At 48.7% G+C, this 12,474-nt stretch carries 14 protein-coding genes and 1 pseudogene; 3 read left to right on the plus strand and 12 right to left on the minus strand.

Annotation, left to right across the window (positions count from 1 at the left end):
• Positions 1-126: 126 nt before the first annotated feature.
• Positions 127-1,137, plus strand: coding sequence for a GIY-YIG nuclease family protein (locus B2899_RS03840; protein WP_286884163.1), 1,011 nt, complete (start codon positions 127-129; stop codon positions 1,135-1,137).
• Between the two features lie 35 nt (positions 1,138-1,172).
• On the opposite strand, the gene B2899_RS03845 is transcribed toward B2899_RS03840, so the two are convergent.
• Entirely contained in the window at positions 1,173-1,517 is a 345-nt protein-coding gene (locus tag B2899_RS03845) for a thioredoxin family protein (protein ID WP_146811283.1), read from the minus strand.
• A 166-nt stretch (positions 1,518-1,683) separates the two neighbouring features.
• Here B2899_RS03845 and B2899_RS03850 point away from each other — a divergent pair, with 166 nt between their 5' ends.
• Positions 1,684-2,490, plus strand: a complete 807-nt coding sequence (locus B2899_RS03850; protein ID WP_286884165.1) for a DUF2935 domain-containing protein — start codon at positions 1,684-1,686, stop codon at positions 2,488-2,490.
• On the opposite strand, the gene B2899_RS03855 is transcribed toward B2899_RS03850, so the two are convergent.
• The 7 genes from B2899_RS03855 to B2899_RS03885 all read right to left on the minus strand — a co-directional run bounded on the left by B2899_RS03855 (position 2,483) and on the right by B2899_RS03885 (position 9,026).
• Positions 2,483-3,655 carry a CaiB/BaiF CoA transferase family protein gene (locus tag B2899_RS03855; RefSeq protein WP_146811285.1) on the minus strand — a complete coding sequence of 391 codons (1,173 nt, stop codon included), beginning with the start codon at positions 3,653-3,655 and terminating at the stop codon, positions 2,483-2,485. The genes B2899_RS03850 and B2899_RS03855 overlap by 8 nt on opposite strands.
• An 85-nt stretch (positions 3,656-3,740) precedes the next feature.
• Entirely contained in the window at positions 3,741-4,913 is a 1,173-nt protein-coding gene (locus B2899_RS03860) for a PASTA domain-containing protein (protein WP_146811286.1), read from the minus strand.
• Complete coding sequence (locus B2899_RS03865; RefSeq protein ID WP_286884167.1) at positions 4,894-5,208, minus strand: TrkA C-terminal domain-containing protein; 315 nt, start codon at positions 5,206-5,208, stop codon at positions 4,894-4,896. The genes B2899_RS03860 and B2899_RS03865 overlap by 20 nt, the downstream gene beginning before the upstream one ends.
• Before the next feature lie 144 nt (positions 5,209-5,352).
• A complete protein-coding gene (locus tag B2899_RS03870) occupies positions 5,353-6,627 on the minus strand; it encodes a cation:dicarboxylate symporter family transporter (RefSeq protein WP_146811288.1) in 1,275 nt (424 codons plus the stop codon).
• Between the two features lie 260 nt (positions 6,628-6,887).
• Positions 6,888-7,991, minus strand: coding sequence for a flavodoxin-dependent (E)-4-hydroxy-3-methylbut-2-enyl-diphosphate synthase (ispG, locus tag B2899_RS03875; RefSeq protein ID WP_286884169.1), 1,104 nt, complete (start codon positions 7,989-7,991; stop codon positions 6,888-6,890).
• Between the two features lie 163 nt (positions 7,992-8,154).
• Positions 8,155-8,352: a hypothetical protein gene (locus B2899_RS03880; RefSeq protein ID WP_286884171.1), complete on the minus strand. Its 198-nt coding sequence runs from the start codon at positions 8,350-8,352 to the stop codon at positions 8,155-8,157.
• Positions 8,353-8,489: 137 nt separating this feature from the next.
• Positions 8,490-9,026 carry a D-glycero-alpha-D-manno-heptose-1,7-bisphosphate 7-phosphatase gene (locus B2899_RS03885; protein ID WP_146811291.1) on the minus strand — a complete coding sequence of 179 codons (537 nt, stop codon included), beginning with the start codon at positions 9,024-9,026 and terminating at the stop codon, positions 8,490-8,492.
• 169 nt (positions 9,027-9,195) lie between these two features.
• Between B2899_RS03885 and B2899_RS03890 the strand changes: the two genes are divergently transcribed.
• Positions 9,196-9,450, plus strand: a complete 255-nt coding sequence (locus B2899_RS03890) for a hypothetical protein (RefSeq protein ID WP_146811292.1) — start codon at positions 9,196-9,198, stop codon at positions 9,448-9,450.
• Between the two features lie 134 nt (positions 9,451-9,584).
• Here B2899_RS03890 and B2899_RS03895 read toward each other — a convergent pair whose 3' ends face one another.
• From B2899_RS03895 to B2899_RS03910, 4 genes and pseudogenes are all read right to left on the minus strand, one after another.
• Positions 9,585-10,877, minus strand: coding sequence for an acetyl-CoA hydrolase/transferase family protein (locus tag B2899_RS03895; RefSeq protein ID WP_286884174.1), 1,293 nt, complete (start codon positions 10,875-10,877; stop codon positions 9,585-9,587).
• Positions 10,878-10,967: 90 nt separating this feature from the next.
• Positions 10,968-11,177: pseudogene (gene speD, locus B2899_RS03900) on the minus strand (adenosylmethionine decarboxylase); the annotation flags it as partial.
• Positions 11,178-11,369: 192 nt separating this feature from the next.
• A complete protein-coding gene (locus B2899_RS03905; protein WP_286884176.1) occupies positions 11,370-11,957 on the minus strand; it encodes a non-ribosomal peptide synthetase module in 588 nt (195 codons plus the stop codon).
• 216 nt (positions 11,958-12,173) lie between these two features.
• On the minus strand, positions 12,174-12,474 hold a 301-nt coding region (locus B2899_RS03910), incomplete at its 5' end, for a hypothetical protein (protein ID WP_286884178.1).

Raw genomic sequence — 12,474 nt, forward strand, 5'->3', positions numbered from 1 at the left:
TTCCCCGGATCTTATTTCCTCTTCCCCTTCCTTCTTTTCTCATGATTTTCACAAAAACAAGCAGGTAACATAACATATAATATGGTAAAATAACAACCGAATGCACCACCGCAAAGAGGGGTTGTTATGAAATATACCATTACTCCCGGTTTTCATCTAACACTGCCTGAAAAGTGCGGAGTCTATCTGTACCGCGACAAAGACGACAACATCATTTACATAGGCAAAGCCAAAAATTTAAAAAAACGCATCTCAACCTATTTCTATAACAACAGACAGCACACATCGAAGATTAAACGCATGGTGCATGCAGCCCGTACCGTAGAACTGCGCTTTACCGCATCCGAGCTCGAAGCGTTGCTGGTGGAAGCCCGGCTCATCCGCCGTCATCTTCCGCTGTACAATCGAGCGCTGCGCAATTACAAAGCGTATCCGTTTATCGTGCTGCGCACCGATCTACCCTATCCATATCTGGAAATCTCGCGGGACGCCGTCATTTCGGGCGCCCTTTATTTCGGCCCATACCGCAAAGCGCACTGGCTGTATCCGGCAGTCGACGCACTGAATAACTGGCTGAAACTGCGGCGCTGTGCAGGACCGCTTCCCCATCACTCCTGCCTATACGCCGACTTAAAGCAATGCATGGCACCCTGTGTGGACAGCGCCCTGGATGTGCAGTACGCTTCTCATGTACAGAAAGCCATTGACGTGCTCGAATCCAGTCCCGCTATGCAAACTGAACTTGAACGACTGCGTGACGTGAGCGCGGCTGAACTCCGTTTCGAAGAAGCACAGGAGTGGCAGTGGCTCATCGATCTAGCCCGCTATAACGGTCGGATTAAACGCTCCGTGGCGCGCCATCACGCACTCGTCATCTCCGCCGATCCGGAAGTCGGCTGCATCGGCCTCGTCATTGTCCATGGCCGTCTGATTGCGACGCTAAAAACAGACTGCCTAACAGAAGCGAATACTGCCGATATGCTTGTCAAAGCGCGCGCGTTGTACGAACAAGCAAAAGGGACCATGGACGCTCCTACGGTAGAAGAAGTAGATGAGATGCTCATTATCGCTTCCTGGCTCGAAAATCATGCGGATACACTTACGGTGTATCCTCTGGACGTTTCGGTTCCCGTATAAAAAATCAGGCAGCCCGTCTCCGGGCTGCCTGCTGCTTATTTCTGCAGCGATTCCGCCACCTGCACGGCACGGTCCAAAAACGCCTCAATTTCTTCGCGCGTCTTGCCAGCCCGGCTGACGAAACGAACGAGCTCCTGTCCGCCGCGGAATGCGACGAAACTCGGAATGCCGAAGATATCGAGTTCCTGGGACAGCTCCGGGAATTTATCCCGGTCCACACTGACAAATGTCAGCCTGTCCTGATACGCTTCTTCTACTTCAGGCATGAACGGATCGATGCGGTGACAGTCGGGGCACCAGTCGGTGTAGAATTTGGCGACCGTCAGCCGTTCCGATTCAATCGCTTCCTGGAACTGTTCAACGGTTTGTATTTCCTGCATACGTTTTCCCTCCCTCACTCTTTATCTTACCTTTTCTGCATGAAAAATAACACTCTGCAACTCTCTTCTGTGGCTATATGACAAATTCCGTTTTCTAATTTCACTCTCTTACTCATAACAATATAGTGTACGCAATTCCAAGAAAAAGAGTAAAGGAGGAAGCCAAATGTCGAACCTGTTTGTCGAGCGTTCGCTGGAAGAGATTCGCTTCTGGAGCCGGATTATGAAAGAGCATGCTCTTTTCCTGCGCCTTGGCTTTACGGTGGATCAACCGAAGCTTGTTCAGGAAGCCGACCATTTCTATAATGTATTCGAAAATATTGAAGAACGCGCCGCAGCGTTTACGTCCGACAGCGACCGGGAACAAATTGCACGCTTTAACATGGAGGTCTACCAGGCAACTACACATATTTGGGCGTTTAAACGCAAAGTGCTTGGGCTTATTCTCTCCTGCCAAATCATCACGAACAATTACCCCCTGCTCGTCGACCACGTCAGCCGCGAAGCGGCCTATTTCATGAATCGGCTCGAACAACTTAACAAAGGCATTCTCGAACCTCTGCCGGACGCCATCATTAATGAAAACGTCTTTTTCCTCCGGTTGATGGCCGACCATGCCAAATTCATCGCGCATCTATTGGACCCTTCCGAACGCAATCTGATTGCCGATGCGAACGATTTCAGCTACCAGTTCGACCAATTGCTGTTCCAGGCGGTGGACTTGGAATCAATGCGGCCGGAATCACAGACGAAGCCGATGCTAACACGTTTCATCGAAGAAAACCGTCCTGCCGTACAATCGCTTCGTGATTTCAAACAGACGGCCCGGGAGCTTATCGAGGAGTGCCGCCTGCGCAGTAACATTCACCCTCTGCTGGCGGATCATACGTTCCGGGAAGCCAATCGGTTTCTGGAGCTCTTGGATCGCTTTGAAGCCAGCCTGACCGCAGGATCGAACAGTCTGCTTAAATAATCTGTCTTTCTCTTAAATTCTGAATAGCATTGTCATCATACCCTGCTTCTCGCAGCACTTCTTCCGTATTGGCTCCACGGGTCGGCGGAAATGACTGCGATTCGAGCTGCGATTCATCAAGCAGCGGATTTTTCACCTGGGTAACGGTCGGATATGCGTCCCAGTGCGCAAACATGCGGCGCGCCTGCAGGTGCTCATCCTGCAGTGCTTCTTCAAGCGACAGGACCGGAGTCAAACAGACATCCTCCTCTTTAAACATGCGCATGATTTCAGCAGAAGTGTGCTCTTTAAAATACGCAGCGACTTCTTCCTTCATCCGCGGCTGCTTGTCCAACTGCCAATAATCAGGCATATGGTTATCGAGTCCGGCCACCTCGCAGAACCGCTTCCAGAACTTCGCTTCCAGCGCACCGAGCGCCATCCACTTTCCGTCCCGTGTCTCATATACGTTATAGCACGCCAGGGCGCCGGTCAGCGGGTTGAATGCCGCCCGGCCGTTTTCTTTAGCCGCCAGGTGGTAGCTGAGCGCCGGAATCATGAATGGCAGTACACCATCCGTCATGGAAATATCTATGTATGCTCCTTCCCCCGTACGTTCCCGCTGAATGGCAGCCAGCAGAATCCCGCTCACCGCATGCATCGTTCCCGCTCCAATATCAGCGATTTGCACCGGAGGAAGGCAAGCCGCAGGAGAAGGTCCCGCTTGAATGGCTTCATGAAGCAGGCCGGTAAATCCAATATAATTCAAGTCATGTCCCGCTTTCTCCGCGTACGGCCCGTTCTGTCCGTAACCGGTAATTGAGCAGTAGATGAGTCGCGTATTCTCTTCGCGCAATGTATCATAATCCAGGCCAAGTCTATGCATGACGCCGGGTCGGAATCCCTCGACTAGAATGTCCGCTTCGCGTGCAAGACGGCGCATCACCTCTTTGCCTTCATTATGCTGCAGGTTAAGCGTTACGCTTTTCTTCCCACGGTTGACCAATTGATACAGCGCCCCGGCTCCGGCCAGCATCGGCTCCATATCGCGCGCATAATCCCCCAGTGCAGGATCTTCAATTTTAATTACATCAGCTCCATAGTCAGCCAAATACATCGTGCACAGCGGTCCCGGGAGCAGACGGGTTAAATCCAACACTTTCATTCCTTTTAACGCCTGGTGCATACCATCCCTTCTTTCTGCTTATTTTTTTTCCTATAAACGAAAATAGCACACTACGGTGCTATTGAAAATGAAATCAGTCCATCTTTTATTCACTTACCCATAATTCAACGACTTCTACCCGGGACATTTTCTCTCCTGCCGCCGGATTTTGCTTAAGTACCGTACCTTTTTTGTGCAAAGACGACTCAAGGTAATATTTATAGCGGAGTCCCGCCTGATTCAACTGCTGTCCGGCTTCCGCAAGCGTCAGTCCCTCTACGTCAGGCACCTCGACACCCCGGTTGTTTTCCTCTTGTACCGATTCATTCTGCGTCTGCGGAGATACCGCATCCACCGATTTGGCAGAGCTGGGCTTGTCGTTTTGCATAAAAGAGAACGCCGTTATGCACACAATGGCGACAAGGGCGATGACTGCCACCCGTTTGGCAGGAAGATTAAAGCGCGCGCCTGACTTCTGCTTCACATTCCTCACGGATTTTCCGCGGGTACGGGTGCTTCGGGGAATATATGCCGCCTCTTCTCCGTCCGATGCTTCCGGCGCTGTCTCTATTGCGGACGGACGAATGCCTCCCTGATTTTTTTTGATATAGTGGTACAACGATGTTATGTCTTCAAGCGTCTGCGCCAGCATGCGATCATACTGTTCGACGCCTTTCTTCTCTTCTCTGCGCCAGATTGCCCGCAGCGACTTGCGAATGATAAACGGATCGCCCGGATAAGCAAGTGCCATCTCTTCAATCATCTGCGTAATCGGAAGCTCGATATCGACTTCACCAAACATCAGGTGATGCATCAAGCGGAATATGTCGCTAATCTCGCGGCCGACTCGTTCCTCGCGAACGTCCCAGCTATTCACCACTTTTACCTCACCGGCTTCCGTCAGCCAGAGGTTGTGTTTCGTGAGCAGCAGGCCGCGGCCTTTCATCCGGCTCGCTTCCTGCAGAATTTGTACAAACTGACGGGCCATCCCGAGCGCCTCTTTCAGCGAGAGCCGATTCGTTCTGGATGCCTGGTCTAACAGTAAGCCGGGCACGTATTCGAGCACAACGAACCCTTCCTTCTCCGTCTCGCCCCGGTCAAGAACCTGCAGCACAGAGGAGCCGTGCATCAACTTCTCCGGCTGTGCGGTCGCGAGAGGGAAAATGTAGAGAAGAATGTCCCGCCGCAGGATGCTGTCATGTCCGCGGTGCAGTTGGCCTTCATCGCCTGCATACAGCAGCGTATCCGGCACATAGCGCTCATACAACCCTCTTTTCATAAACAATCAAACCCCTTATCTTGTTTTTCATTGTATCTCTAGTTTGGATTCCCCCACTGAGAATGAAAAACTTTCGGATGTTCTTGATATCCCCATATACCAACACCTTATCCCCGGGCTGTACCGTCGTATTGCCCGTCGGATTTTTGATGATATAGTTGTTTCTCTTTCTATTCATGATTTTCACATCTTGCTGCGCTAAATTCAACTCTTTTAGCGCAATATTTACAATGCCAATATGCGCTTCTGTTACGTGAAACTGGCGCATTACATACGTTCCGTCGATGTAAAACACCTCTTCTTCTACTACTTAATACTATGGAGAGATCCGTCTGGTATGCAAGCAAAATTTCATCGTTTCTTCGGTGAAGACAGCAACGTCTTCGTCATCTAACGCAAAAAATCCCCCGCCTTGCAAGGCAGGGGATTTGCATTTTAATTAGTTGTTTTCGGCTGCACGACCAAAGTTTTTCAGATACGTGTTGGCCTCTTCTTTATCGAATTGACCTTCCCATTTGGACATGACAATCGCCGCAACACTATTACCCACTACGTTAACCACCGTACGCATCATATCAAGCAGGCGGTCGATACCCGCAATAAATGCAAGCCCTTCGAGCGGAATACCGACAGAGCCAAGCGTTGCCAGCAGTACAACGAAGGAAAGTCCCGGTACACCGGCAATCCCTTTCGACGTCAGCATCAGCACAAGCGCGAACGTAATCTGCTGACCGATAGACAGGTCAATGCCATACATCTGTGCGATGAAAATACCGGCCAGCGCTTGATACAGCGTACTACCGTCCAGATTGAATGAGTAGCCTGTCGGAATAACGAAGGACACGATTCCTTTCGGACATCCCATTTTCTCAAGTTTTTCCATAATACGCGGAAGTACCGCTTCACTACTTGCAGTAGAATAAGCAAGCAGCAACTCTTCTTTCAACATAGCCATCAGGCGGAAGATGTTCACGCCTGCCCACTTCGAAACAGCACCAAGAACTACTACCATGAAGAAAATCATCGTCAGGTATACAACAATCATCAGCTTACCAAGCGGAATAAGTGACGCAACACCGAACTTGGAAACCGTCACCCCAATGAGCGCAAATACACCGAACGGGGCAAATTTCATAACCATATTGGTCAGGTTAAACATTGTTTCTGCAATTAATTCAAAGAAGTGAATAACCGGTTTACCGCGCTCACCCAGCTTGGCCAATGCCAGACCGAACATAACAGCGAAGAAGATAATCGCCAGGTTATCTCCGTTGGCCATCGCGTCCACAATGTTCGTCGGAACGATATTCACCAGCGTTTCGGCAAAGCCGTGCGACTTCGTTTCTTCTGTCGTATTCACATATTTACTAATGTCTGACTGCGCCAGGTTGTTCATGTTAATGCCGGCACCCGGCTGGAAGATATTCGCCACCAACAAACCGATAACAATCGCAATGGTTGTGATGACCTCGAAGTAAAGAATCGTTTTCCCGCCAAGTCGGCTGAGGTTTTTTCCGGTGCCGACACCAGCAACACCGACAATCAAAGTAGAAATGATAATCGGTACGACGATCATTTTAATCAAGTGAATGAAAATTGCTCCAATCGGATCAAGAATCTCTGCCACCTTCGGATTACCATAAAAAATGGCTCCTACGGCGATACCAAGAATCAGACCGAGGAAAATTTGCCATACAAGTCCGAACTTCCTCATATTGTCACCGCTTTCATTTAGAATGTATCATTTACGTTAACTTTTCATAAACTAAGTGTAATTTCGATCGACAGAATTCTACATGAAACTTTAAAAAAATACATTTGAAATAAAAAATCACCCATAAAATGGGTGAAAAAAGAGCGAACTTTTCCTGGTATGTTATCTATATAAAAGGGGTGAGAACATCAAGTTCCCACCCCTTTTATCAACAGCTTCAAACGGTTCCAACCGTCTTTCTTCTATTATAATATATAATATTACTTCATGTGCGCCGGTCTGGGCAGCGATCCGGTTCGAGCGTAAATTTCTGCCAGCTCGTCGATTTCTTTCTTCAGTTCGTCGACCAGCTTCTCCTCCGGAATCTTACGCGCGATTTCCCCATGCTTGAAGAGGAGTCCTTCGCCGCGCGCGCCGGCGATCCCGATATCCGCTTCGCGTGCCTCGCCCGGTCCGTTCACCGCGCAGCCGAGCACGGCTACTTTAATCGGCGCTTTCACTTTCGAGATATAGTCTTCAATTTCATTCGCGATAGAAATCAGATCAATCTCAATTCGGCCGCAGGTCGGGCAGGAAATCAGCGTCGCTGCGTCAGACAGCAGGCCGAATGTCTTCAGCAGTTCACGGCCCACCTTAATTTCTTCTACAGGATCGGCGCTCAGTGAGACGCGCATCGTTGAGCCGATGCCCTGCGCCAGCAGCGTGCCGAGTCCTGCCGCACTTTTTACCGTACCTGCGAACAGCGTACCGGCCTCGGTGATCCCTAAATGCAGCGGATAGTTGAATGCGGCCGCCGCCTTCTGGTACGCCTCGATCGCAAGCGGTACATTAGATGCCTTAAGTGATACAATAATGTCATGGAAATCAAGCTCTTCGAGAATCGAAATATGGTGCAGGGCACTCTCCACCATCGCGTCTGCCGTCGGGTAGCCGTACTTCTCCAACAAATGCTTCTCCAGCGACCCGGCGTTTACTCCGATACGAATCGGGACACCGTTCGCTTTGCACGCACGGACTACTTCTTCTACTTTTTCGCGTTTGCCGATGTTGCCCGGATTAATTCGTACTTTATCAATCCCGTTCTCGATCGCCTTAAGCGCAAGCTTATAGTCAAAATGAATATCGGAAACGAGCGGGATGGAGACATTTCGCTTAATTTCCTTAATGGCTTCCGCCGCTTCCATGTTATTTACGGTTACACGCACAATCTGGCAGCCCGCTTCTTCAAGGTGGTGAATCTGCTCCACCGTCGCTTTCACGTCTGCGGTCTTAGTGGTCGTCATGCTCTGCACAATGACCTGATCGCTGCCGCCGATTGTCAAATTCCCTACCTTAACAGGTCTGGTCTGTGTACGATGATACATCTCTCGTGCTCCTTTTCAGGATAAATTTGTTGCTCACCTTCTCTATCTTATCACAAAATCAAGGGAGCGAGAATGCATCACGCACATATATGACGGCCTGTCCCACGTCTTCCGGCAGCTCCTCAAGCCCAGTATTACGGACATCTTCCTTTGTTTGCATGGATTATACTTCAAACAACCGGTTGACATCTACGCCCCTCTCTTTCAAAATTTGCCGCAGCACCTGTTTGTGCTGCTGCTCGGTATACGTATTCATACCGAGCGTGAGTGCGGCTGACATTTCAATATCGTACAAAATATCTTCAAGCTCGTTCGTCGGCAAACTGTTATAACGGTCATACAAGTTTTTGATATCGCTCATTTCCGATTCCCCCCATTTAGAAATTAAAGATGAGAATAAAGGGAAAATGTTAGAAATCACACAGAAAAAGACGATCGTTTTTTTCTGCCCTTTTACCTTCTATCTTTCTATTCTCCCTTGTATATTTTATGTCCCGCTCAATGAGAACGTTCGCTCATACCAACAAGAGACGTTACCGCATCAAAGAGCGAATCGAAGATGTAGTCCGGTTGCGGGGTCTTACCCTTTAGCTCTTCCTTACCAATATACACCGTTTTTAACCCGGCCCGGTGCCCTGCCTGAATATCCGTATAGAAATCTCCGACCATGTAGCTTCTGCTCGTATCAATATTGTGTCGGCGGACCAGCTCAAGAATCATGCCAGGTTCCGGTTTACGGCAGGCACAGCCTTCCTTCGGTTTGTGCGTGCAGGCGACAATTTCGGTCAGCATGCCACCCGCCTCAGCAATTCTCTCATTCATATGCCTGTGGATTTCGTCCAACGCTTCCTGTTTCATAAATCCGAGTCCGACCCCTCCCTGATTCGTTACGACAAATACCTGGTAGTCGTGCTCACGGAGCATACGTATTGCATCCAGCGCCCCGGGAATAAAAGCAAACTGACCTACATGGTTAATCGGATGCGGATTTTCATTTATAACTCCGTCACGATCGAGAAAGAATGCTTTTGGCATAATCTTCACCTCCTTAAACCCGGTTATTAAAGATACAAACCTCCTAAAAGAGCTACAAAAAATTCAAAATTATTATTCTGGTATACCTTTCCTTTCCTTACCTTGTGCTATAATAAACATAACAGCCGGGTGGGACGCACAATCATTTTTGCGAAAGGGGCTATCTGCCATGGAAAACAAGTACATCTGTCAATGTGGTATGTATACGTATCATTGCGAATGTTTACCTTCAACGCACTCCCCTTATTATGACGACCTGCTTCACCGCCTCAATCATGCACAGGAAGCTATCATCGGCGAAGATGACATCACTACTGTGCTCCGCCTGATGCCCAAAGGCAAAGAAACACGCCTGGTACTGCATCCTGTACAAAACGGCTTTTATTCCGCCCAGTTCGTACGCGATTCCATCTTACATAAATAGCACAAACAAGCCCGGAACCTGCGCCGGGCTCTTCTTTATATTGTTTCGCTTTCCACTGTCTTCTATCCTTCTATATCCTCTCTTGCTTGAACTGAAAAAGCCGTTCCGATACATTCGGAACGGCACGTATAGGATTAGTATAACAAACCGAATTTTTTCGCCTCAAATTTGAGTTCTTCTCGGAACTTGGGATGAGCAATCGCCAGCAGCTCTTTCGTACGCTGGGCGATACTCTTGCCGCGCAGCGATGCAACACCGTATTCCGTCACGATATGGTCGACATCGTTCTTCGATGTGGTGACCGCAGAGCCAATCGTTAGCTGTGGGCGAATGCGTGAGATTGATTCGTCACGCGTTGTGGAATGAAGACAGATGAAGCCTTTACCATTCTTGGCAAAACGCGCCCCCCGCGCGAAATCAGCCTGACCGCCGCTCGAGCTGTAATAACGTCCGGCAATCGTCTCCGATGCGCACTGTCCCATAAAGTCTACCTCAGTCGTGGCATTGATGGAAATGATGTTGTCTTCCCGCGCAATAATCCGCGGATCATTGACATAATCGACCGGCAGCATTTCTACGCCTGCATTCTCATCAATAAAATCATACAACTTCTTCGATCCGAGCGCGAACGTGCCGACAATTTTGCCCACGTGAGTTTTCTTCTCGATACCGTTGACAATACCTTTCTCTGCCAGATCAACTATACCGTCTGTTAATAGCTCCGTATGAATACCTAAATTTTTATGGTTCTGCAAAAAGCCAATGATCGCATTCGGAATGGCGCCAATCCCTACCTGCAGTGTCGCTCCGTTCTGAATACGCTCCACAACATGCGATGCGATGCGGCGGTCAATGTCCGTAATCTGCGACTCTCTGACTTCATGCAGCGGATAGTCTACTTCAATATACCCCTGTATCTGGCTGATGTGTACTTGGTTGGCTCCAAACGTGCGTGGCATATTCGGATTCACTTCAAGGAAAAACGGCACTTTGCCAATAAAAGATGCAACATAATCAGCCTGCGTGCCAAGTGAGAAATAGCCGTGTTCATCCATCGGTGACGCTGCGGCCAGAATCAGAGATGCTTTGGTTGTCTCCCGAAGCAGGCGCGGCACCTCATGAAAATGATTGGGAACAAGATCGCATTCACCTGCAAGAAACGCTTTGCGTGATGCCCCGCTTAAAAAGTATGCGACATGGCGAAGATGATTGCCAAATTTACCATGAATGTAGTCGCGTTCTTTTAATGCGTGCATCTGATGAATACGCACACCGGTCCAGCGCTCCGCATGTTTCTCGATGGTGTCCAGCAGCACGACCGGCTCGCCGTTGGCCAGCGGAACGATCAAATCGTCTTCGTTATGAATATAATTCAGTACATCTTCCGGCGCCTTGCGCTTGTTCTCCACATCAATTAATTGACTCATTCATCAGACCTCCGATTTGTATTGCCTTTCCCTTATTCATCATAAATGCCAAAAATTCCGGGAGCAAGTGATAAAACTGTTAAAAATAAAATGAATGGAAATATGGCTTTCCGATAACAGAACCAGTACTGTTGCACCCTGCGGCTCAAATTGTTTCGCCTGTACAGACAAAACTGTCGCACCGCAAGCTTCCGCAGCTTCTACCATATGATGCTGCAGAAATTCCGCACTGTTCAATTTCTCAAAATCAACACCCCAAGTATCAATCGCAACATGTCTTCCGAAAGTAGAGTATTCCACTTTTCGGTTCCCCCCTCCTAGCAATTTTATGTTCAAAAATTCTCGCTAGGACCTACGTCATTCACTTTATTCCGAGGAGAAACTTCCTTGAGTGAATCCTGGTTCCTAATTTTGTTCACAACAAGGAATATAGCATGTTTCTACAAATTATGCAACAAAGTCTTGCTATTTCTTGGGGAGTTTTCGGCTGCATTATGCTTCTAACACAAACAATTGATGAGAGAGTGAGGCGAGCTGTCTATCTATTTCTTCCGTCGGCAATTGACTCACCTGGTGCCTGTTGCGCAAATCAAGCAACTGATCAATATAGACCCGAAGCCAGGCAATCTGAGCTTCGACGCCCTGCGCCTCGTACAAGCGTTGTAAATCTCCGACGGTGTCGCGGTACTCGAAGACAAGTGTTTGGCTGTCACCTTTCTGCTCGATGATTTTCATCACTTTGCCTTCACTGTAGTGGTAAATCATCGTGTAGGTTGGATACATACGGTGGACGACCGCGGTGCCTTTAAAGCGGCGTACGGCCTGCCGCATATGATTGGCCAGCCTGGCGTCTCGGATCGTATATCCGCCTTCAAATGTATACAGGTTGCCAACCAGTTTAAAGGAAAGCGGAATCTCCTCTTCCCTGTCAAACAACACGATTTCTTTCTCGCCATTGTCATACACTCGAACTTCTGTGTTAAATTCACCGCGCTGAAACATTTCGATAAACGACTGCATTTGCCATGTGTTTAACTCAAGGACAAGTTTCTTGTATTCGGTGGCTACTCGTTGAGCCATACAAATCTCTCCCATACATTTTTTCCTGCTCACATTTATTATACCGAAAAGCCATAACCATTCTCCAATCGCCTATACCATAGAAATAGAGAGATTTATAAAGAAACTAGCAGATAATCTCAATAAATGACAATTGATTCTTACTCACATCCGTTATATTATGAAAAATTACATTTTTCTTTGTCCATCCCCCATGAATCGACACATTTTTTGTTTTTACAGATGAAACGTCACATCAGCTTCGCGGGAAGCGGCAGCCAGGCTGTCGTCCAACACGGCCCGCAGGCGGAGATCCGCGTTCAGATGATCGGCAAATGCTTGAAGTACATGCGTATCCGCGCCGCTAAGAATAGCCGCGACATGGACGCTCTGCTCGCTTTCGAGCGTATCCACGCTATGCAAAAAACCTGCCTCGCTTGACAGAAATGACAGCAGGCGGAATTTCGCCGGGTCACCGGCCTGCTTGGATAAAGTGAAGAGTGCGGCGCGCGCTTCCGCAGCTTCTGTCCACTCCTCG

The organism is Aneurinibacillus sp. UBA3580 (assembly GCF_002375825.1).
GTDB lineage: Bacteria > Bacillota > Bacilli > Aneurinibacillales > Aneurinibacillaceae > Aneurinibacillus > Aneurinibacillus danicus.